The following is a 22,630-nucleotide window of genomic DNA, read 5'->3' on the forward strand; positions in this document are numbered from 1 at the left end:
GGTTTTATTTGACAGCCGCTGCCGCAGAATCAGCGGATTATTCGGACTAATCGCCTGTGCGCTTTGCTTTCAGCCAATATTTTCTTGTCCTGCGGCAGGCGGTCTGCTATACCAAGGAGCGCAGAACTTTCCCGCTGCCGCCGCGCAGACCGCAGCGGCCCCTGAACCATGCCATGTTTTCCTGATGCTGAGGAGGAGCCGAGGCCGTGTCCGAAAATATCGCCCTGTCGCCTGAATCCTACGGGCAGCGCCTGATCGCCCAGAAAAAGAAGCTCCTGCCCGCGCTGACAGCGGCCATTGAAAGCCGCGACGACAGCAGGCGGGAAAAGCTGCAAATGGCTGTGACCGCCATCACCGAGGCCCTGACCTTTTTCAAGCAGAGCTACCGCAACGAGATGGCCTGCCGCAAGGCCGCGCTGGCCGGGCTGGGCAAATTGCAGAACATGCTCGGCAAAGATGACTACGATCTCGCCTGCGTGAGCGTGCGGGCCAACGCCAGCACCGCCGAGGCCGAGCAGGTCTTGGACAAGCTGGTGGGCAAGGGCGGCAAGGTCGCGGCCTTTGCCGCCTTTCACAGCGGCAGGCTGGCCGAATGCCGGATGGATTTCAGCCGCGCCGCTGTCCGCTTCGACAAGGCCGTCGAATTAGACAAGAGCAATATTCACTACCTGAAGGCCGCTGGTCTGCTCGCCCGCAAGATGTACCAGCACAAGAAGGCACTGGCCTGCTTCTCCATGATAGAGAAGCTGCTGGTGCAGAAAGGCGAGGACTCGGCGGAGCTGGCCCTTGCCCGGCGGGAGATCTGCTGCACCGCGCTGCTTTCCGGCCAGTCCGGCCCGGCCATGGACTACTGCAAGAAGGCGATGAACGGCATCGCCAAGCATCTGGGCAAAAGCCACCCGGAGCTGGGCATCTGCTGGTTCCTGCTCGGTCAGCTGCAAGAAAGCCAAGGCGAGTACGAGAAGGCCGACGCGCCGTACAAGCAGGCGCTGGCGATCATGGAGAAGACCGACAACGACATGGTGCTGGCCGGCATCCTCGACAAGCTGGCCCGCCTGCACATGGAGCTGGAGGCCGAGTTCGAGGCCGTGCCCCTGCTGGAGCGGCTGCTGAAGATCAAGACCAAGTCGCCGCAGCCCGATCTGGCCGGGCTGATCATCATCTACACCCAGCTGGCCGAGGCCAGCCGCATCTGCGGCAACTACGACCGCTCCGAGGAGTTCTACAAGCAGTCTTTAGCCGTGACCCAGAAGCTGCGCGGCAAGGATCATCCGGCAGTCGGCAGCATCTATCAGGAGCTGGCCAAGCTCTGCGACCGGCAGCGGAAAAAGGACGAGGCGAAGCAGTACAACGAGATGGCCGCCGCGCTCTTCCAGCGCGTCCTGGAGGCGCAGGAGGCGGCTGCGGCTGCGGCAGGAGGGCAGAGCGAGGACCGGCTGACGCTGTGACGCGCCCTGCTGCCGCGCGTCAAGGCGGCGAAGGAGCTTTGGCAGGAGGAACAGTGGCGGGACAGGCTGAAAAGCCGCAGGCGCGGACTCCGGGAGATGTGGCAGGCCACATCTGCGGGATCAGGCCTGCCTCGTCTCTGCGATGTGGCCTGCCACATCTGTTCGATCAGGCCTGCCACATCTCCGCGATGTGGCCTGCCACATCTGTCCGGTCAGGCCTGCCGCATCTCTGCGGTCACGCAGGCAGGGACGGACGAGGCAACCGCGTAACTCCCATCCATTTCCCCATCATTGCGCCATGAACCACTTTGATCAGTCCTTGGAGCTGCTGGCCTTCAACCTCAAGCTCGCCAGCCGCAGCAGCCGCACCCGCATCCTGGTCAGCTCAGGCAAGGAGGAGGACAAGCAGACCCTGCTGCCGCACATCAAAGAGCTGAAGACCATCGGCGTGGAGTTCTTCGCCACGCCCGGCACCAGCCGCTTCCTGCTGGCGCACGGTGTGGAAAACACTGAGCTGCACAAGATCGCCGACAACATCGCCCCGAACATCCTGCCCTATCTGTCGGACAGCAAAGTTGATCTGGTCATCAACATCCTCACCGGCAACAGGGACTACGACGAATCTTCCGACTCCTCCACCATCCGCGCCCTCTGCATCGAGAACGGCATTCCCATCTTCACCAGCGTCAAGCTGGCCGCCATGACCTTGGAGCGGCTGCTCAAGGACAAGAAGGGGAACATCTTCAACTACGCGATCACTGATCCGTCCGCGCCCTGGGACATGAAGAAGCACTTCCTCCAGATGGTGCTGGAGAAAGGCGGCTTCGCCTGCTATCACGCCCATTTCGACAAGTCCTACATCATCTCGCCCGACAACCTCAAGCTCAGTCAGGCGGACATGCAGAAGAAGTGGGAGCTGTACAGGTACATCAAGGAGAACTACTCGGAAAGCGACCTGACCGAGCGGATGAGCCGCTGCATCGAGGTGATGAAGGCCCAGGGCGTGACGCACTGCCGCACCTTTATTGACGCGGACAAGACCGTCAAGCTGCTGCCGATGCAGGTGGCTCTTGCCTTGAAGGAGAAGCACAAGCGCGAGATCAAGATTGAAATCGCTGTGCAGCCGCTGGAGGGCGTGCTGAACAAGGAGTCGCGGGACTTCTTCGAGCAGGCCTGCGCGCTGGCAGACGTGGTCGGCGGCCTGCCGTCCAAAGACCGGCCCCTGCCGGAAAAGCATCTGGACATCATCCTCTCCATCGCCAAGAACCTTGGCAAGCCGGTGGATGTGCATGTGGATCAGGAGAACAACCCGGACGAGAACGAGACCGAGCTGCTGGCGGTGAAGACCATTGAGCACGGCATGGAAGGCCGGGTGCGGGCGGTGCACGCGGTCTCGCTGGCCGCCAAAGACCCCAGCGAGCGCAAGCGGATCATGCGCCTGGCCAAGGAGGCAGGGCTGTCCTTCATCGTCTGCCCCTCAGCGGCCCTGAGCATGAAGCAGCTCCAAAAATACGCGCCGCTGCACAACTCCATCGCCCCGGTGGATGAGCTGGTCGCCAACGAGCTGCCTGTCTATCTCGGCGCGGACAACATCCATGACCTCTTCATGCCGCTGGTGGACGGCGACATGTGGACTGAATGCCGCTTCCTGATGGAAGCCTGCCGCTACTACGAGCTGGAGACCGTGGCCGCCATCGCGGCGGACAAGAGCGGGTTCGCGCTGCCGGGAGCGGCTTAATCACCTTTTTTATCACACGAGCATGAACCGCTCCACCTGGCAGAACGGCGCACTCTGCTGCGAGGACGTGCGCCTGCGGGACATCGCCATCAGAACGAAGGTTGAGGAGGACGTATGAGCACAGTCAGCCAGCATATAGACGGCAACGGCAACACCTGCTCCGGCAGCGGGAATGTGCAAAGCAACAGCTTTACCAGTCACGGTGGGCCGCAGAACATCGGCCAAGGCGACAGGGCCATAGGCCAGCAGAACAACACCTACTCCCTTAGCCTTAGCTTGCCGTCATCCGGTGAGCAAGGACAAAAAGCTACTGTTCCACGACAGCTTCCTGCCCTCGATGCTCACTTCTTCGGTCGCGATCAGGAGCTTGCCGAGTTGCTTGACAGGTTATATCCCGGCAAAGTCGTAGCCATTTGCGGGCCGGGTGGTATGGGAAAGAGTATGCTGGCTGCTCAGGCGGTGCATCGACTGGAACCAGACCGCTTCCCGGACGGCATTGTCTTCCACAGCTTCTATCATCAGCCGAAGGTGGAGACAGCCCTGCAAGCTATATGCGCGGCCTTTCAGATCGAGACGAAGGCAGACCTTCCGACTACAGTCCAACAAGCACTTTCAGGCAAGAAGGCATTGCTTATATTGGATGGTACAGAGAATGCCGATGACCTGCCAGCCATTCTTAAACTGCGCGGCACCTGCGGAGTATTGATCACCAGTAGGAAACGGAGCGATGCTCTGACCCCTCCGCTGATTTTAAGGCCGTTGGGATATGAAGCATCTGAACAGATGTTCCGGGCTTATAGCGGGATTATTAGTGATGCGGAAAGCGTGCGCCGAATCTGTATGATACTAGACGGCTGGCCGGTGGCTCTGCGGATAGCAGGTCGTTATCTGAGAATGACAGGCGAGAAGACAGCGGATTACTTGTGCTGGCTGGAGAAGGAGCCGTTCAAGGAGCTGGCGGGCGGACAGCATCAGGAAGAAAATGCGGCCTTGCAGCTGCGCCGCAGCGTGGCTCAGGTGAGCGATGATGCCCGCCTTGCGCTGGGCATGGCAGGCACGTTAGCCTTTGCGCCATTTTCTCGTGAACCGGTAGCAGCTATTCTCGATGGCTATGAAGGGCGATGCCGCACGAGTTTGAATGAGCTGCTCAATTATGGTTTGCTTGAGAGGCGAGATGAACGCTGGCAAGCAAGTCATAGTCTGATCCATGCCTATGCCCGCATTGAGTTGCCTTTGAGCAAAGAGAGTCTTGAACGATTGGCAACCTATTACATTACTTTTTGCCAATCTCAAAGCAAGTTTGGAAAGGATGGGTATGACCGCCTTGATGTAGAACGAGCGCACTGCCTGCGGCTGATGGAAAGCTGCTTGGCAAGCAGGCTGTGTAAAGAGCTGCATGATTTGGTTGATGCAATCTATATCTATTTAGACAGGCGTGGTTATTGGGAAGATAAACTGACCGCCGTAGAAATGCGTCTGACTGCCGCCCGGCATACAGATGACCGCAAGGATGAAAGCTGGTGCCTGAATAGCTTAGGAGAGACTTACTATCAGATAGGGGTGTATCAGAAGGCATTAGCATATTATGAACAAAGTTTAGCAATACGCCGCGAACTGTGTGACAGAGAGGGGGAAGGTGTAACCCTGAATAACATCGGCTCAATTTATTGGATGCAGGGCAAACTCGAACGGGCACTGCAATATTATCAGCAGAGTCTCACAATACAGCGAGAAATTGGCGACCGAGATGGGGAAGGTGCGACCTTGAATAATATTGGTCTGCTTTATATGAACCAAGGCGACTATGCGACAGCCTTGCAGCACTATGAACAGTGCCTCCCTATCAGACGGGAGGTTGGCGATAAGACCGGGGAGGGCGCAACCCTGAACAACATCGCCGCCATCTACCGTATCCAAAATGATGCTGCCAAGGCGTTGGAGTATTACGAACACGCCTTGGCGATAGCACGGGAGCTTGGTGACAAAGCAAGAGAAATGGAAATTAGCTGGAATCTTGGAGTCAGCTTCGCAGACCTCGGCGACCTTGCCAAGGCGGAGGAATATATCAGCCATGCCGTGCGGATTGCAGAGACCATCGGCCATCCTTCCTTGGAGAAATACCGCGATGGATTGGCGCAGGTGCAGGCAGCACGGCGGGCGTAGTGGCAATTCATGAATTGCCACTACGGTGGTTGGCCGCAGGCGGCGCAGGGACGTTCAGCCACACTCTGCTGTGGCCAGTTTTTTCACTCTGGTGCAGGCAGCGCGGCAAGGATAGTCCGCCCGCAACTTGCACGAGAGTGAAAGCAGCCGTTGTACTCTCGAAGTAGCCTCCGTTGCACGAGAGAAGTATCCACCGTTGTACTCTCGTGCAACGTGCTGTTGTACTCTGGTGCAACCAATCTTTGCACTCTGGCGCGGGCAGCGCGGCAGCCGCAGTCCATCGGGCAGCACACCGCGCCTGTCAATATTCTTCATCCATTGGAACGACATGAACCACTTTACCTATCAGAACGGCGAACTCTGCTGCGAGGACGTGCGCCTGCAAGACATCGCCGCGCAGGTCGGCACCCCTTTCTACCTCTACAGCTCCGCCACCCTCAAACGGCACTTCACCGCCTTTGAGGCGGGCTTCAAGGGCATGGCGCACCAGACCTGCTTTGCAGTCAAAGCCTGCTCGAACATCGCTATTCTCAACCTCTTTGCCAAGCTGGGCGGCGGTGCGGACATCGTCTCCGGCGGCGAGCTGTTCCGGGCGCTCAAGGCCGGGGTGGAGCCGCTGCGCATCATCTACTCTGGTGTAGGCAAGAGCCGCCGCGAGCTGGCTGAGGCATTGCAGGCGGACATCCTCATGTTCAATGTCGAGTCGCCGCAGGAGCTGGACCGGCTGAACGAGGTCGCGGCGGAGCTGAAGACCCGCGCCCGCATCGCCTTCCGCATCAACCCGGACGTTGACCCGAAGACGCACGCCTACATCTCCACCGGCCTAGCCAAGAACAAGTTCGGCATCCCGGTGACTGAGGCCTTGCAGGAGTATCTGCGGGCCAAGACGATGGCGCATATCGAGATTGTCGGCGTGAGCTGCCACATCGGTTCGCAGCTTACGCAGATTGAGCCGTTCATTGAGGCCCTGCGCAAGGTCAAAGCCTTCATCGCCAAGCTCAATCAGGAAGGCATTCAGATTAAATACGTGGACATGGGCGGCGGCATCGGCATTCCCTACGACGACGAGCAGCCGCCGCATCCGATTGATTACGCGGCGGCAGTGCGGGCCGAGCTGGCAGGCATGGACTGCACCCTGATTCTGGAGCCGGGCCGGGTGCTGGTCGGCAACGCGGGCATTCTGGTGACAGAAGTGCAGTACACCAAGGTCAACAGCGGCGGCGAGAAGGTGAAACGCTTCATCATCGTCGATGCGGCAATGAACGATCTTGCCCGTCCCTCGCTCTATGGTGCATACCACGAGATCCTGCCGGTGCGCGAGCCAGCAGCAAGCGGCGGGCAGCTTCAGGAGGCGGATGTGGTCGGCCCGATCTGCGAGAGCGGCGACTTCCTTGCTAAGGACAGGCCGCTACCGGACGTGCAGCCCGGCGAGCTGCTGGCCGTGATGAGCAGCGGGGCCTACGGCTTCTCGATGTCCTCGACCTACAACTCTCGGCCCAGAGTGGCGGAAGTGCTGGTCAGCGGCGGTCGCTTTGAGGTTATCCGCAAGCGGGAGTGCTACGATGACTTGGTGCGTGGAGAGGCAGTGAGCATCTTGAAATAAGAGAATAAAGCGGACAAGCCCAGCTGAATTTCGCTTTTTTCTTGACGCAACGCAGGAAAAAAAGTATATATATGGTCTCTGCTAAGGGTCGTTAACTCAGCCGGTAGAGTATCTGCCTTTTAAGCAGAGAGTCGCGCGTTCGAGTCGCGCACGACCCACCACGCAACTCAAAAGTCCCCATCGTCTAGCCAGGTCCAGGACATCGGCCTTTCACGCCGACAACACCGGTTCGAATCCGGTTGGGGACGCGAAGCAATATCAGGGAGTCAGCACGAAAGTGCTGACTCCCTTTCTGCGTTCTGCGGATAGCTTGCCTTTCCACTGCTTGCATCGTCAGCTGGATAAAATCAACAAATTGACAGCCGAACGGCGTAACTTCTGTTTTGTTGCCGCCTGCAGAAGGATGCGGAAAGCGCGTTTTGACCGACGATGAGCCGCGCCTTCTTGCTGTGCTGTTGACGGTCGTCATCTCCGCTGCGGAATTTATTCACTTTAAGCTGATGACGCTTGACAGCGCCGCCCGCATCTGTGATACTCTGTTTTTTCTCAGCCGCGCCGCCATCTCGCGCAGACTTGACTTTTTTTTCCGCAACGTTGATGCCGTTCCCGGAACAATCGCAAACACTGACTGAAGCCTTGCTCCGCCGGGCCGAAACCACACCCGGCAAAGTCTTCATCCGCTCCGGCAGAGGGCATTTTTCCTATCAGCAGACTTGGGAGCAGGCCGCCCGCCTGGCCAGCTTCCTTGCCGCTCAGGAGCTGACCGCCGATGCCAGAATTTGCCTGCTGCTGCCGCGCGCGCCGGAGCTGATTTTTTCCTTTCTCGCGGCACGGCTGGCGGGCTGCCTGCCCGCGCCGGTCAATTACTTGGACCACCCGGAGCGGGTGCGGCAGGCCGTGCTGGCCGTCGCGCCCGCAGTCATCATCGTGGATGAAAATGCGGTGAGCGGCAAAGTGACTGACAGCCTGCGGGATTGCGGCGCAGCCGTGATCAGCCTCAGTGCCGAACCGGGGGACAGCAGCTTCCTCCGCTGGGCCGACTGCCTGAGCTGCGCGCCGCTGGCCGAGCCAAAGCCGCAGCAGTTTGACAGCTTGGCCTACCTGAATTTCACCTCCGGCTCCACCGGTCAGGCCAAAGCGGCCCTCTGCACCGAGGCCAATCTGTACTGGAACACCCGCGCCGCCGCCGAAGCCTTCCAGTTGACTGCCGAGGATGTCCATCTCTGCATGTTCGCCGCTTTCGCTCATCCGCACGAGCTGTTTTGCCGCGCTCTATACACCGGCGGCTCGCTGGCCCTGCTGCCGGAGATCAGCCCTAAGGCGGTGATCCGGGTCATCCGGGAGCAGAACGTCACCTGCATGATGGGGCTGGCCGCGCTGTATAAAATGATGGCCGGGCATTGCGGCAGCACCGCGCTGCCCAGCCTGCGCATCGCTGAAAGCGGCGGCATGTTCACGCCGCCCGCCCTGCACCGGAGCTTCCTCGCCGCGTTTCAAACGCCGCTGCTGGCGGTCTGGGGCAGCACGGAGACCACCGGCATCGCCCTTGCCAACACTCTGTCCTGCCGCCGGGCTGATGGCTCGCTGGGCCGGGTTTGTCCGCACTATCAGGCGCGGGTTGCGGACGAGCTGGGGCGCGATGTGCCGCTTGGAGAAACAGGCGAGCTGCTGCTGGCCGGGCCGGGCGTGGTGTCGGGATACTGGGGCGGCGTTCCGCTCTCCGCCGAGGACGGCTGGTGCCGCAGCGGCGATCTGGTCCGGCAGGATGCGGAGGGCTTCTTTCATTTCGTGGAGCGGAAAAGCGGCTTGATCAAAGTGGCGGGCCTCAAAGTCTATCCCCTTCAGGTCGAGCAGGCATTGCTGGAGCATCCCGGCATCCGCGAGGCGGCGGTGGTCGGCATGGAGGAGAAGCGGCATGGCTGCGTGCCGAAAGCCTTTGTCGTGCCCCAGCCCGGTGTGCTGCTGGAGGAAGAGGAGCTGACGCGGCACTGCAAGGGGCGGCTGGCGGCCTACATGGTGCCGAAAGCCTTCCGCCTGCTGGAGGCCCTGCCGACCACCGGCAGCGGCAAAATTGACAAAAAAGCCTTGCTGTCTGCGGCCTGACCTGTTTGGAGCGGAGCGATGAAAGTCTTTGCGGCTGATGCGGAATGGTGTCCCCGCCCCGGCTGGCGGCTCTCGCCGGACGAGGAACGGCGGCGGCGGGCGGAATCCGCCTGCCAGATCTGGCGGCAGCCCCGTTTCTATGCGGACGAGCGGCCTGTCCCAGACGTGGCTGATCATGAGGTGCTGATCCGGGTCAAACGCTGCGGCCTCTGCGGCTCAGACACCCATCTCTATGAAACCGACGCGGAGGGCTACGTCATTTTTTCCGGCCCGGCCCGGCTGCCCTGCGTCATCGGTCATGAGTATTCCGGCATAGTCGAGCGGGTTGGCAGGCTGGTGCGGGACTTCGCGCCCGGCGATCCGGTGGCGGCGGAGAGCATCGTCTGGTGCGGCCAATGTCCGCCCTGCCGCAGCGGCGCGCCCAACCAGTGCCGCCGGGCCGAGCTGGCCGGGATCACCGTGGACGGCGCCTTGGCGGAATACGCAGTGGTCAGCTGCCAGCATATCTGGAAAATTGACGAGCTGGCCCGGCAGTATGGTGACGACCTGCTCTTTGACCTCGGCGCGCTGATCGAGCCGACAGGTTGCGCCTACAACGGCCTTTTCATCAGCGCGGGCGGCTTTCTCCCCGGCGCGACGGTGGCCGTGCATGGCGCAGGGCCAGTGGGCTTGGGTGCTGTCGCTTTGGCGGCGGCAGCGGGAGCCAGTCAGGTGCTGGTCTTTGATCTGGCCCCGGAGCGTTTGGCCATTGCCGGGCAGCTGGGGGCTTCCGCTGTGTACGACCTCAACGCCCTGCGGGCGGCGGGTGTGCGGCCCAGTGAGATCGTGCTGGAGCAGACCGGAGGCCGGGGCGCGGACGTGCAGGTCGAGGCGGCGGGCGCGGCGCAGCAGACCATCCCTGAGATGGAACTCTCGCTGGCGGTCAACGGCACCATCGTCTATCTGGGCCGGGCGGGCCATTCCGTCCAGCTGACCTTGGACCGCTTAGTCACAGGCGCAAACAAAATCGCCGGAGCGCGGGGGCATTCCGGCAGCGGCATATTCCCGAACATCATCCGGCTGCTGGCCAGCGGCAAAATCCGGCTGGAGGCGATGATCACCGCCCGGCTGCCCTTTGCGCAGACCTTGGACGGCATCCGCCGCTCTGCTGACCGCAAGGACGGCAAAATTTTGATTCAAGTGGACAACCCGGCATGAAAAAACTCTGCTCTGCTCTGCTGTCCGCCCTTTTGCTGCTGCTGGCTCTGACCGGCTGCGGCAATAAGGCGGTTTTCTCCCAGAACAGTCTGCCGGCGGCAGTTCCGGCGGCGGCCAAAGATTTGGCGGCAGACAGCGGCCAAGATCTGCGGCTGGCCGCCGGAGACAAGCTGACCGTCGAGGTCTGGGGCCATGACAATCTGACCAAGCAGGTGACGCTGGACCGCTCCGGCGCGATGCACTATCCCTTGATCGGCGCGGTGCAGGCCCAAGGCTTGACCATGGAGGAGCTGCGGGCCGTGCTGACCAAGAAGCTCTCCGCCTATTACGTCAAGCCGCAGGTGACGGTGATGCCCCTTGATCTGGCCGGGCAGATCTACTATGTGCTGGGCGATGTCACCAATCCGGGCAAGTTCACCCTCAACGCCAAAACAGCGGTGATTGAGGCTGCCGCCACCGCTGGCGGGCCGACCAAAAGCGCGGGCGAGTTCATCGTCCTGCTGCGGAAGGCGAAAGACCGGATTCAGGTGGTCAGCATCCCGCTCGGCTTCCAAAATCTGGGCGAAGAGAACGCCGCTTCCGCCGCCATGCTGGTTCAGTCCGGCGACATCCTCTTTCTGCCGCCGAGCCAGATTTCCGATGTCGAATCCTTCATGCGGAGTCTTGACAGCATCCTCAGTCCGCTGCTGGCTGTGGAGCGCGGGGTGATGTACTGGCCGGTCTTCAAGCAGGCCCTGCAAGGCACCTCCGGGGAAATTCTGGTGCAGTAGCCGCCGTGTACAAAATCGTCAACCGGAAAAAATGGCTGTCTGTCCTGCTCGCGGACAACCTCGGCAGACTGCTCTCGCTGCCGTGGACGCTGCGGCGGCGGAGCGAGGCTGTTGCGCCGGAGACAGTCAGGAGCATCCTGCTGATCCGCACCGCCTACATCGGCGATGTGATCATGACGCTGCCCATGCTTAGGCCGCTCAAGGAGCGGTTTCCCAAAAGCCGGATCACGGTGCTGACCGCACCGGGCGCGGCACCGCTGCTGCAAGGCCATCTTTATGCTGACGAGGTGGTCACCTTCGCGCCGTTCTGGTTCTACCGTGCCGCCAATTTTGCTGAATATTTTCGTTTCATCCGCGTCTTCCGGCGGCGGCAGTTTGATCTGGTGATCGAGGCCAGAGGCGACATCCGGGACATCCTGCTGCTTGTCGCGCCGCTGCGGAGCAGATATAAAGTCAGCTACGGCATCGGCGGCGGGGCCTATCTGCTGACCCATGTCGTGCCATATCCCGGCCTGCGCCACAAAGTCGAATATCATCTCGACATCTGCCGTTTTCTCGGCTGCCCGGACAAGCCGCTGGACTGGGGCCTGCGGCTGACAGAGGATGAACAGACGCAGGCGCGGCAGCTGATCGAACGTCTGAGTGTGAGCGGCGCGTTTCTCTGCGCGCATCCCGGCTCGCGGCTGCCCTTGAAGACTTGGCCGGAGGAACGCTGCGCCGCGCTCTACGACCTGCTGCTGGAACGCTTCGGCCTGCCGCTGCTGCTCTTGGGCGGCGCGGACGACCAAGCCAGAATTGAGCGGATCATGGCCATGATGCAGGGCAAGGCGGTCAGCTTGGCGGGCCGCACCAGCCTGCGGGAGATGGCGGCGGTCTTGCAGGAGGCCAGTCTCTTTGTCTGCAACGACAGCGCGCCGATGCACTTGGCCGCTGCCCTCAACACGCCGACCGTGGCCCTGTTCGGGCCGTCCAAATCACTCGAAACCCGTCCCTTCTCCGCCCGCAGCGTGGTTGTGGAGGAAAATTTTCCCTGCCGTTTCGCCTGCGATGAAAGCTCCTGCCACCGTGCCGTCAAGCAGGACTGCATGAAGGCCATCACTCCTGAAGCCGTGCTGCGGGCGGCGGAAACTTTGCTCAGCGGCGCGGGACGGCAATCCGGCTGCACTGGAACAAACTAAATGGAATTTCTCCATCTTGTCAAAATACTGCTGCGGCGACGCTGGATTTTTGCCGCCGTTTTCCTCCTCTTTTTCCTCCTCTTCGCCGCAGGGGCCTTGCTGATCACGCCGACCTATCAGGCGGCGGCCAAGCTCTTTGTCCAGTCCTCCAGTGCTCTAACCTCGTTGATGAGCGCGCTGGAGATGCCTTCGGCAGCGGTCAACGACAGCTCCGAGGACATCTTTGAGACCAAAACTGCCTTGGCCAAAATCAGACCGCTTTTAGATGAGCTGATCGCCGATCTGAAGCTGCAAGACCGCGACGGCGCGACGATCAAGGCCGAGGATTTGCTGGAGGCCGGGCTGGTCAACAAGCTGCTGCCTCAGCCTGCGGTGACAGTCAAGCAGCAGGATGACACGGCCTTCCTCAAGATCACCGCCACATCGCCGGACGCGGCCCAAGCGGCCAAAATCGCCAACACCTTGGCCGAACTCTATTTAGCCCACAATGTGCGGCGGACGCAGGCCGAGTTTGTCAAAGTCAAGGCCTTCATCAACGCCAAGCTGACGGCCTTGTATGAAAACTACAGCCGCTCGCTGGCTGATCTGACTGCCTTCAAGGTGGAGGCGAATGCCGCCGATCTGGACACCACGCTGGGCAACGCCCTGTCCCGGCTGAACGATTTGGTCAAAAGCCAAGAGGACAACGAGCAGTCCCTGACACTGCTGGAAAAGGAAATCGCCAGCACCCAAGCGCAGCTGGAGAAAATCGGCAAGTACCGCAAGGAGACCAGCGAATTTTCCAAAAACGAGGAGCTGGCCGGACTGCGGACCAAGCTGAACGACCTGCTGGTCAGCTTGTCGGCCAAAGGCGCGGTCTATCAGCCGAGCCATCCCGAATATCAGCAGATTGAGAAGGAGCTGCAAGCGGTGCGGGACTTGGTCAAACAGCAGGAGAAGATCACCCTGAACCGCGAGAACATGGGCGTTGACCCGGTTTACGACTCCCTGACCGACAAGATTGTCGGCCTGCGGATCAGCCGCGACGTGGGGCTGGCCAAGCGGGTGCTGATCCAGCGCGGCATTGCCGAGTACGAGCGGAAGGTGGCGGAGTTCCCGGAGAAATCCGCCCGGCTGGCCCAGCTGGAGCTGGCCTTGTCAGCCAGCAAGGGGGTCTATGAAACCTTTCTCAGCTACCTGCGCAAGGTGGAGGTGGCTGAGGCCGTGGCCATGTCGGACACCCGCATTGTCGAACCTGCCCAGACTCCTGAGAAAAAGAAATTTCCCAAGAAAGGTCTGATGCTGGCCGCCGGGCTGTGCCTCGGCCTGTTCTGGGGCGGGGCCGCCGCCTTCTTCGCCGAGTACATCAGCACGGCGGTGCAGTCTCCGGCAGACCTGCCGTTGGCAGAGCCGGACCGTCTGCTCGGCTGCCTGCCCCGCTCGCGTCAGGTGCGGCAGTTAGCCAATCTGCCGCCTGCTTCGCCGCTGGCCGAGGCGGTGCGAACGCTCCGGCACAGCATCAAGTTCGCCGCCGGGGACAGGCCAGCAGCAATCATCCTTGTCACCGGGTGTTCCGGGGGAGAGGGAACAAGCAGCGTCGCCGCCCATCTCGCCCTGTCTTTTGCCGCTGTCGGCAGGAAAGCCCTGCTGGTTGACCTCAACCTGCGGCGGCCCGTCCTTCATCGCTGGTTTGGCCTGAGCGGCAAGCAGGGTCTTGCTGAAGTCCTGCAAGGCAAGCTGACCGCGCCGGAGGCGATTGCTGCCGATGCCGCGCCGGGACTGGATCTGCTGCCCGCAGGCCGCAAGCAGGCAGCACCGGGCGCGCTGCTGGAAGCTCCAGCCCTGCCGGAGCTGCTCCGCTCCCTTGCCAGCAGCTACGAGGCCGTGGTGCTGGACGCGCCGCCGCTGCTGGCAGGCAGCGATGCCCTGCTGCTCGGCGAGGAGGCAGACTGGCTGCTCGGCGTGGCTGAATGCGGGTGCACCGGCAGGCAGGCGGCGGCTGAGGCGCAGCGGCGGCTCCGGCAGGCGGGCATCAGCCGGGCGGGCTGGGTGCTGAACAAATGCGGGGGCGGCTGTGGCCGGAGCTGACCGGACAGCGGTCAACATCGTCTTCACCTTTGCCGCCAGAGCGGCGGAGCTGCTGACCGGCCTGCTGCTGGTCATGCTGCTTTCCCGCGCCCTTGGCTTGGAGGATTTTGGCCGCTATTCGGTGCTGACCGCGATTGGCTTGGTGGCCCTGCCGCTGCTGAACCTCGGCTTCCCCCGGATTTTAGTGCGGGAGATTGCCGCCCGGCCTGCCAGCGCGGCAGAGCAGGTGCTGCTCGGCTGGAGCTGGAACCTGCTGACCGCGCTGCTGCTCCTCGGCGGTCTGCTCATAGCCAAGGTTGAGGAAAACGGCCTGCTGCTAGCCGTGGGCCTGACCGCAGGCTGCACCGCCATGAGTCAGACCGCAGGCGCGGTGGGCATCGCCTTGCAGCGGATGCGCTGCGAAGCCCTGACCGCGCTGACGGCCTCGGTTGTCCTGCTCGTTCTCACGGCGGCAGCGGTCTGGCAGCAGCTCGGCCTTAGCGCGGTCTTGGCTGCCCAGACCTTAGCCGCGCTGGCTGGCCTGACCGCCGCTGTCCTGCTCACCAACCGCCTCTCGCCCTATCTGCGGGAATTGCCCCGCGCTGTCTCCAGCCTGCGGCAGCCCCACGCCGCGCTGAGGGAATCTTTGCAGATCGGCCTGTTTCAGCTTCTCGTGCAGCTCCATCTCTACACCGGAGTTTTCTTCTTGCAGGCAATGGCGGGCAACGCCGAAGCAGCCCTTTTTCAGGCACCGTTCCGCATTTTCACCCGTGTGCAAATCATCCCGATGACCTTTCTGCCGGTGCTGCTGCCGATTTTCTCCCGGCTTTTCTTTGCGGGCAACAACGAGGAGCTGCGGAAGACCGCCGGAACCGCGTTCCGCAGGCTGCTCTTTGCCAGCCTGCTGCTGACTTTTTTCGCCGCCGCCTTGGCTGACCGGCTGATGCCGCTGCTCCTTGGCCCGGAATTCAAAGACTCGGCGCAGGTCTTCAGCATACTCGCCCTGTCGCTTTGCTTTTCCTTTCTCAACACCGCCTTTGACGCGCTGTTCATCGCCGCGAAAAAGGTCAGTCTGTCGGTCTGGATACAGGCGGCGGGCGTGCTGCTCTGCGCTCTGGCCAATCTGCTGCTGATTCCCCGGCTGGCCGCTGTCAGCGGCAGCTGGGCGATGGTTCTGTCCGGCGGCTGCATGTTTGCCGCCAACTGCTGGCTGTTCCGCGAACTGCTGCCGGGCCTGCTGGCCAAAACTCTGCTGGCCGCAGGCGCAGGCTGGACAGCTGGCTGGCTGGCCGCCGCGCAGGCAGAAAATTTCGGCCTGCTGCCGCCGCTGCTGCTTGGCGTTCTGGCCTGCGCAGGATGCGGTTTTCTGCTCCGGCTGGTTTCGCTGGAAGATGTCAGCAGGCTGCGGGCTTCCTTTTTCACCTTTTAACCGACTGAATCATGGACATCATCATTGCGGCAATTGCCGGCGCGCTGGGCAACCTGAGTTCAGATGCAGTGAAGGCTGCGTACAAGGGCATGAAAGACGTGCTGCTGCGCAAGTTCGGGGCGGAAAGCGACCTTGCCGATGCGGTGAAAAAGCTGGAGCAGAAGCCTGATGCGCAAGCGCGGCAGCAACTGCTGAAGGAAGAGGCGGAAGCTGCGGGCGCGGACAAGGATGAAGAGATCATGAAAGCGGCGCAAGCATTGCTGGATGCGGTTAAAGCGCAGCCGGGTGGCGGGGTGAAGATCAGCGTGACAGGCGATGGCAACATTTTTTCCGGCAGCGGCAATGTGACAGTGCTTCGTTGACCTGCGTATTCGGTAGGGGCGGTTCGCGAACCGCCCCTACGGTGGTTGTTGCCAAAGAATCTACAGAAATTATTGCTATGTCTGATGATACAACAGCCCAAACCATCGTCGGGAACAGCAACGTCTTTTCCACCGCCGGAAATATTCATATTGAACATCATCATTACCCTCCCGGAAGCGCACCGCCCTCCCCACCTCCCCCTCTCTCCGGCAAATTCGACCTCTCCCGCCTGCCGACGACCGATTCCACGCTTTTCGGCAGGGAGGACGAGCTTGCGCTGATTGATCAAGCCTGGCAGGAGGACGGCATAAACGTTCTCGTGCTCACTGCGATGGGTGGCGCGGGCAAAACATCGCTGCTGCGGAAGTGGATTGACGATAAGCGGTATCGCGGCGCGGATGCGGTGTACACTTGGTCGTTTTATTTGCAGGGATCAAGCGGTGAGGAACAGGCTTCAGCGGCGGAATTCTTTGACAACGCGCTGGCCTGGTTCGGTCATGACGGCAGCCCGATCCGCTCGGAGCATGACCGGGGCGTGAAATTGGCTGAATTGGTGCGCCGCCAGCGCACGCTGCTGCTGCTCGACGGCCTGGAGCCGCTCCAATATCCCTTGGGCGGGGCGATGAACGGCGCGCTGAAGGACAAGGGCCTCATCAGCCTGTGCGTGCAGCTTGCGGCGAACGGCAACGGCCTCCTGCTCATATCCTCCCGCCAGCCGGTGATGGAGCTGAACGGCAGGCCGCATCAGCATCAGCACGAGCTGGAGCCGCTCAACGCAGCGGCGGGCATCTCCTTGTTCCACGCCGCAGGGATCATCGGCACCGACAAGGAGCTGTGCGCTGCGGTGGAGGCGTACAACGGCCACGCCCTGTCCCTCAGCCTGTTAGCCAAGTACCTGAGCGAATACGAGAAGTGCGACATCCGGCAGCAGGACACGCTGCGCGGCCTGACTGATTTCCCGGAAGAAACCGCTGAGAGCCGCCACGCCTTCAAGGTGATGGCCGCCTATGAGCGGCAGCTCTCCGGCAGCCCGGATTTGCAGATTCTCTTCTGCATGGGCCTGTTCGACCGCCCGGTTTCTGCGGGGGCGATGTCCTGTCTGCGCAAGGAGGGTATCCTCAGTCTGCCCAGCGATGAGCGGGTGTTCCGCGCCGCCTGCGGACGGCTGCGCAAGCAAGGGCTGCTGAACACCGTCCGCCCGGACCAGCCGCAGAACCTCGACACCCACCCGCTGGTGCGCCAGTATTTCGGCAAACGGCTGGCCGAGCTGCACCCGGAGAGCTGGCGGCAGGCGCATGTCCGGCTGTACGAGCACTTCAAGGCCGCAGCCAAGGAGCTGCCCGACACTTTGGAGGAGATGGAGCCGTTGTTTGCAGCGGTGCGGCATGGCTGTGCAGCGGGGATGCACCAGCAGGCACTGGATGAGGTGTATTGGCCGAGAATACGGCGGGAAAAAGATGCTTATCTCTGCAAGAAACTCGGCGCATTTGCTGCTGACTTGGCGGTGCTGGCTCATTTCTTTGCCGTGCCGTGGCATACGCCAGCCGTAGGATTGACCGATTTCTGGCAGGCTGATGTCCTCAACTGGGCTGCATTTCGTCTGCGTGCCCTTGGGCGGCTGTCCGAGGCGGCAGAGCCGATGCAGGTAGGGCTGGAAATGCGGATTAAACAAGAGAACTGGATAGAAGCTGCCAAAGATGCCAGCAACCTCAGCGAATTACATCTGACCATCGGCGATCTTGCGCAGGCGGTTGCGGCTGGACGGCAGAGCGTGGACTTTGCTGACCAGAGCGGAGCTGCTTTTCATCGTATGAGCAAGCGTACAACGCTTGCCGATGCCTTGCATCAGGCCGGAGAACTGGCTGAGAGCCACGCCTTGTTTGCTGAGGCGGAAAAAATACTGCAAGAATGGCAGCCGAACTATGACCGGCTCTCTTCGTTACCAGGATTTCACTACTGCGACCTGCTGCTGGCTGGCGGCGCATGGCCTGAAGTGCGCGGGCGGGCGGAGAAGACAATAAAAATTGCAGAAAGGAATAACTGGCTGCTGGATATTGCCCTGAATCAACTCTCTCTTGGCCGCGCCGCTGTGCAGGAAGCAATTGCGCAGACTGGCCTGCCTGTCATCTCCGGCCTTGCACCGGACTTGGCCTGCGTTCAACCTCTCAGTGGATACGCTGAACCTATCCGCCGAGGCGATGAACGTATCAGCGGATACGATGAACGTATTAGCCGAGCCGTTGAATGGCTCAATCAGGCGGTTGATGGCCTGCGTGAAGCGGGTGTAGAGGATTATTTACTGCGTGGACTGCTTGCTCGCGCCGCGTGTTACCGCTGGGCAGCGCATTTTCCGGCTGCGGAACAGGATTTGCGGGAATGCGAGGAGATTGCGCAGCGCGGCGGTATGCAGCTGCACCTCATTGACTGCCATCTGGAGGCCGCACGGCTGGCTCTTGCCAGCGGCAGGGCCGTTCTGGGCCGCACCGCAGAGGAGCATCTGGCCGCCGCAGAGGCGGGAATCGCCAAAACCGGCTATAAACGGCGGCTGGCAGAGGCGGAGCAGGTTGCGGCGGTGGTGCGGGCGTAGGGGCGAAAGATTTTTCGCCTCTACATGGCAGCAGCGGGCGGTCGGAAATTAAACCATCCATGAACCGAACCTGATCAAGATTGGGAGAAGAACATTATGCCATTGCCTCAGCACGAACTGGCGCAGCAGATCAGCGAGAAGGAATATCTGGAAGGAGAACTCCTCAGTGACGCAAAGCACGAATTCATTGACGGCGCTGTCTATGCAATGGCAGGTGCCAGCGCTGATCACGGCAGAATAGCAGGCAACCTTTTTGCCGCCTTTCTGCGCCATCTTCAGGAGCGGAAATCTCCCTGCGAGCCTTTCCAAGCTGATATGAAAGTGAAAGCTGGCAAGAAGTTTTTCTATCCTGATGTGCTCGTCTCCTGTGAGCAGGAGGAGAATGACTATTACCGCAATGCTCCTCTGCTGATTGTCGAGGTGGTCTCGCAGTCAACCCGCAAGACGGATAACACTGTCAAGCGGCTGACCTATCAGAACCTCCCCAGCTTGAAAGAATATGTCTTGATTGAGCAGGATTTTGTTGATGTGGAGGTCTGCCGCCGGATAAACCACTGGCGGCCTGAACATTATTATCTCGGCGATGCAGTGCATTTCGCCTCTGTTGACCTGACCCTGCCTGTGGAGGACATCTACGCACGGGTCATGAATGATGACATGCTGGCTTACAGGAATGGTAATCAGCATCGCCATAAAAAAAATAATACTCGCAATACATTATGAAAGTGCTGCTTATTCAGCAGGACATGGGCAGAAGGATCATCAAGCATCCGCTCTATCCCATCGGCCTGTCGTACATCGCCGCCGCGCTCAAGGCGCATGAGGTGCGGATTTTTGATCCCAATGTCTATGACTGGCCGGACTGCCTGAACAAGCTGCGCGAGGAGGTGCGGCGTTTTCAGCCGGACATTGCGGGCATTTCCATCCGCAACATTGACACCACCCAGCGGCGCGACCTCTTTGTCCAGTTCAAGACCGTGCGGCCCACGCTGGACGCAGTCCGGGATGTGCTGCCCAATATTCCGATCATGGCGGGCGGCACCGGCTTCTCCATTTTTGCCAAAGAAATCATGGAGCGGCTGCCGGAAATCACCTACGGAGTCTATCTCGAAGGCGAGGAAACCGTGCAGGAGCTGCTCCAGCATTTAGATGCGCCGGAGCAGGTCAAGGGCCTGTATTACCGCAAAGGCGGCGAGGTGCTTTTCTCCGGCCCCCGGCCTCTGCCGGATTTCGCAGCCCTGCCCAAGCCGCGCCGTGACCCGGCAGTGATTGACATCAGCAAATATCACGGCCCGCTGCATAACATCATCGGCGTGCAGGCCAAGCGCGGCTGCGCCTTTAAGTGCTCCTATTGCAGCTATCTCTTTCTCAACGAACGTCGGCTGCGCCTGCGCAAGGCCGAGGAAGTGGTTGACGAAATTGAGGAATTAGTCAACAAGTACGGCATCAAGGGCTTCACCTTTGTGGACAGCGTCTTCAACGCCCCGGAAAACCATGCCCGTGAAATCTGCCAGGAACTGATCCGGCGCAAGGTGCAGGTGGAATGGGGCGCGTGGCTCACGCCCAAGGGTCTGAACAAGGATTTCCTTCTGCTCCTGCGCGAGGCAGGCTGCAAGCACATCGGCTTTTCCCCGGATGCGGTCTCGGACAAGGGCTTGAATGCCCTCAGCAAAGGCTTCACCATGCAGGACGTGCGGAACAGCCTGAAGCTGGCAGCGGAAGTCAAAGGCATGGCTGTCGGCTACAACTTCTTTTGCACCTACCCTGAGATGACCTTTGCCGACGCGATGAAAACGCTGGTCATGCTCTTCCGCATCCCCATGCTGATGCCGGGCCGGGGCGGGGTAGGCTTGGGCTGGATCCGGCTGGAGCCGCACAACGAGCTGTACGAGACCGCAATTCAAGAGGGCATCATCAGCCGCAGCACCAACATGCTGCCTGCTGACGAGCAGGAGCTGGCCGGGCTGTTCTATCTTCCCAAGAGCCAGCAGCATATCACCCTGCTCTTTGACGCAGTGCTTTTCACGGTGGACAAGGTGCTGAAGCCCTCGGTGAAATTCGTTTTTCATCTCGCAGGCAGGCTGCTGGGCCGGAGATCGTTCTATGATTCCTGAGCCGCTCAGGAACGCGCTGGCCGACAGCCTGCTTTGGCTCTTCTGGGTGCCGTTCCGCAAGACGCTGCATTTGCTGCCCAAAAACGCGGCCTACGCTGTCGCCGACGGGCTGGCTTGGGCGGCTTCGATCCTGCTGAAAAGACTGCGGCGCGACATTGCCGCTGAACTGGCCGAGCTGCTGCCTGACCGCTCCGCCGCTGAACGCGATGCGATTGCGGCGGAAAGCATCCGTTTGGACATCCTGCGGCGGATTGAAGAGACCTTCATGGGCACCTTCACAGCGGAAACAGCGGCGGCTGCGGTCTCCATTGAAGGCGAGGAATTTCTCCAGCAGGCGGCGCAAGGCGGCAAGGGGACGATCATCCTGCTCTCGCATTTCGGATCCTTTCTGATGATCCTGCCCGCGCTGGCCTTCCGGGGCTATGCGGTCAATCAGCTCGCCGGGCCGCCGGAGCTGAAACACCACCGCCGGATCAACCAGCTGGTCTTCCGCATCCGGGAGCAGGACTACGCCCGCCTGCCGGTCCGCTTCCTCCGGGCCGATCTGCACATCAAAACTATGCTGCAAGCCCTGAAAAACAACGAGCTGACTGCCATGGCCGTGGACGGCAGAATCAGCAGCAGCTGGGTGCCGGTTCAGTTCTTCGGCAGAACCGCTTGGTTCGCGCCCGGCCCGGTGAAAATCGCCCAGAAAACCGGGGCCGCCATAGTGCCGACTTTTATCATCCGTGAGCGGCGCAACCATCACCGGCTGATTCTCTCCGAGCCGGTGCAGCTGGAGCAGGCGGCAGACGAGGCGGCCTTTCTCCAGATCAACATGCAGCGGCTGGCCGCGCTCTTGGAAAAGATGATCGAAAAACATCCGGCGCATTTCGCCATGATTTTCCACATCAACCGGAAACGCGGTGAGCAGAGTGTCGAACGCGGCTTTTTTATCTAATTCAGGTCGTCTGCGTTCAACAGATCGATTTCGCTTGTTTTTTCAATGGACGGTTCAGTTTTTTATTTGACAAAGCTGTGCAAAGGTTTTATTCATGCATTTCCTGCTGGACGGTGAAAATTGAAGCATCGTCCTGCCATAATGCGATTTCTCTTGTCTGTAAAAATTAAGTTTACATTTTAAATCCACGATGGAAATTCATCTTGTACTCATTGCAGCAGAATTAATCCTCTTGATTGGAGGATACCTTTTCTTACGGTTTTACCGGCAAAAATCGGCAGAAAACGGAACAGAACGTCCTGAAATCTGGTCAGAGTATATGAATTCGAGGAAATGGGAGGATTTGAGAAGAGAAGCGCTGAAACGGGCTGATTACAAATGTGAACTATGCAACGCTCCTTATAAAGCTGTTCACCATATCCGGTATCCAAAAAAATATAGAGATGACCATGCTGACAATCTGCTTGTCGTATGCGAAAAATGTCATGCTAAACTGCATGGAATACGTGACGAGGCGATGATGTCAGATAACGAAATTCTGTATTCGGAAGAAGTGAGGACAGGAAGTCATACTTATTTGTTTCATTTGAAGAATTCTGCCGGAAAAAAATTTCTGTGTCTCACTGAATCTGGGAAAAGAGGAACCCGCTGCATCGAGACGGAGGAAGATATCCTTCAGGAATTTACCGAAAATATGAAAATTGGTCTCAATTCTCTAAAAAACACTGCTGGAATCCTATTTGAAAAAAGAATGTCAGGAGGTGATCGAACCTATTTCTTTGAAGTGAAATCAGCAGTCAATAAAAGCAGATATCTAAAAATTACTGAATCGAGGCGAAAAGACTATACCGTTTTTGAACAGGATCATATTATAATTTTTGAGGATGAGGCAAGAATGGTTTTAGTTGGCTTGGAAAATGCAATAAATTTTACAAGAAAAAATTAACTTTT

At 59.9% G+C, this 22,630-nt stretch carries 17 protein-coding genes and 2 tRNA genes; all 19 read left to right on the forward strand.

Features of this window, described 5'->3' with window-relative positions; genetic code table 11:
- Nucleotides 1-206: 206 nt before the first annotated feature.
- The 19 genes from ACNKH3_RS03880 (at nt 207) to ACNKH3_RS03970 (ending at nt 22,625) form a co-directional block, all read left to right on the forward strand.
- Nucleotides 207-1,448 carry a tetratricopeptide repeat protein gene (locus ACNKH3_RS03880; RefSeq protein WP_417915925.1) on the forward strand — a complete coding sequence of 414 codons (1,242 nt, stop codon included), beginning with the start codon at nt 207-209 and terminating at the stop codon, nt 1,446-1,448.
- A gap of 298 nt (nt 1,449-1,746) precedes the next feature.
- Nucleotides 1,747-3,186: an amidohydrolase family protein gene (locus tag ACNKH3_RS03885; RefSeq protein WP_420208323.1), complete on the forward strand. Its 1,440-nt coding sequence runs from the start codon at nt 1,747-1,749 to the stop codon at nt 3,184-3,186.
- Nucleotides 3,187-3,300: 114 nt separating this feature from the next.
- Entirely contained in the window at nt 3,301-5,349 is a 2,049-nt protein-coding gene (locus ACNKH3_RS03890; protein WP_417916413.1) for a tetratricopeptide repeat protein, read from the forward strand.
- 328 nt (nt 5,350-5,677) lie between these two features.
- Complete coding sequence (lysA, locus tag ACNKH3_RS03895) at nt 5,678-6,952, forward strand: diaminopimelate decarboxylase (RefSeq protein WP_417916412.1); 1,275 nt, start codon at nt 5,678-5,680, stop codon at nt 6,950-6,952.
- Nucleotides 6,953-7,037: 85 nt separating this feature from the next.
- Nucleotides 7,038-7,113, forward strand: a tRNA-Lys gene (locus tag ACNKH3_RS03900).
- A 12-nt stretch (nt 7,114-7,125) separates the two neighbouring features.
- Nucleotides 7,126-7,200, forward strand: a tRNA-Glu gene (locus tag ACNKH3_RS03905).
- 171 nt (nt 7,201-7,371) lie between these two features.
- Complete coding sequence (locus tag ACNKH3_RS03910) at nt 7,372-7,584, forward strand: hypothetical protein (protein ID WP_417916411.1); 213 nt, start codon at nt 7,372-7,374, stop codon at nt 7,582-7,584.
- Nucleotides 7,550-9,055, forward strand: a complete 1,506-nt coding sequence (locus tag ACNKH3_RS03915; protein ID WP_420208324.1) for a class I adenylate-forming enzyme family protein — start codon at nt 7,550-7,552, stop codon at nt 9,053-9,055. The genes ACNKH3_RS03910 and ACNKH3_RS03915 overlap by 35 nt, the downstream gene beginning before the upstream one ends.
- A gap of 18 nt (nt 9,056-9,073) precedes the next feature.
- Nucleotides 9,074-10,252, forward strand: coding sequence for a scyllo-inosose 3-dehydrogenase (gene iolM, locus ACNKH3_RS03920; RefSeq protein WP_420208325.1), 1,179 nt, complete (start codon nt 9,074-9,076; stop codon nt 10,250-10,252).
- Nucleotides 10,249-11,022 (forward strand): polysaccharide biosynthesis/export family protein, encoded by a 774-nt coding sequence (locus ACNKH3_RS03925; RefSeq protein ID WP_420208326.1) that lies wholly within the window; start codon nt 10,249-10,251, stop codon nt 11,020-11,022. Before iolM ends, ACNKH3_RS03925 begins: the two co-directional genes overlap by 4 nt.
- Before the next feature lie 5 nt (nt 11,023-11,027).
- Nucleotides 11,028-12,200 (forward strand): glycosyltransferase family 9 protein, encoded by a 1,173-nt coding sequence (locus ACNKH3_RS03930; protein ID WP_420208327.1) that lies wholly within the window; start codon nt 11,028-11,030, stop codon nt 12,198-12,200.
- Nucleotides 12,201-14,267 (forward strand): GumC family protein, encoded by a 2,067-nt coding sequence (locus ACNKH3_RS03935; protein WP_420208328.1) that lies wholly within the window; start codon nt 12,201-12,203, stop codon nt 14,265-14,267.
- Nucleotides 14,254-15,675: an oligosaccharide flippase family protein gene (locus ACNKH3_RS03940; RefSeq protein ID WP_417915799.1), complete on the forward strand. Its 1,422-nt coding sequence runs from the start codon at nt 14,254-14,256 to the stop codon at nt 15,673-15,675. Before ACNKH3_RS03935 ends, ACNKH3_RS03940 begins: the two co-directional genes overlap by 14 nt.
- Before the next feature lie 11 nt (nt 15,676-15,686).
- Nucleotides 15,687-16,037, forward strand: a complete 351-nt coding sequence (locus tag ACNKH3_RS03945; RefSeq protein ID WP_417915800.1) for a hypothetical protein — start codon at nt 15,687-15,689, stop codon at nt 16,035-16,037.
- A 77-nt stretch (nt 16,038-16,114) separates the two neighbouring features.
- The gene (locus tag ACNKH3_RS03950; RefSeq protein ID WP_417915801.1) at nt 16,115-18,625 is read left to right on the forward strand and encodes a hypothetical protein; all 2,511 of its coding nucleotides are present in this window, start codon (nt 16,115-16,117) and stop codon (nt 18,623-18,625) included.
- Between the two features lie 96 nt (nt 18,626-18,721).
- Nucleotides 18,722-19,348, forward strand: a complete 627-nt coding sequence (locus tag ACNKH3_RS03955) for a Uma2 family endonuclease (RefSeq protein ID WP_417915802.1) — start codon at nt 18,722-18,724, stop codon at nt 19,346-19,348.
- Entirely contained in the window at nt 19,345-20,739 is a 1,395-nt protein-coding gene (locus ACNKH3_RS03960) for a B12-binding domain-containing radical SAM protein (protein WP_417915803.1), read from the forward strand. Before ACNKH3_RS03955 ends, ACNKH3_RS03960 begins: the two co-directional genes overlap by 4 nt.
- Nucleotides 20,729-21,679: a lysophospholipid acyltransferase family protein gene (locus ACNKH3_RS03965; protein ID WP_417915804.1), complete on the forward strand. Its 951-nt coding sequence runs from the start codon at nt 20,729-20,731 to the stop codon at nt 21,677-21,679. Before ACNKH3_RS03960 ends, ACNKH3_RS03965 begins: the two co-directional genes overlap by 11 nt.
- Before the next feature lie 190 nt (nt 21,680-21,869).
- Nucleotides 21,870-22,625, forward strand: coding sequence for an HNH endonuclease (locus ACNKH3_RS03970; protein ID WP_420208329.1), 756 nt, complete (start codon nt 21,870-21,872; stop codon nt 22,623-22,625).
- The last annotated feature ends 5 nt before the right edge of the window (nt 22,626-22,630 follow it).

The sequence above is a fragment of the Candidatus Electronema sp. JC genome (assembly GCF_048287365.2).
Classification (GTDB): domain Bacteria; phylum Desulfobacterota; class Desulfobulbia; order Desulfobulbales; family Desulfobulbaceae; genus Electronema.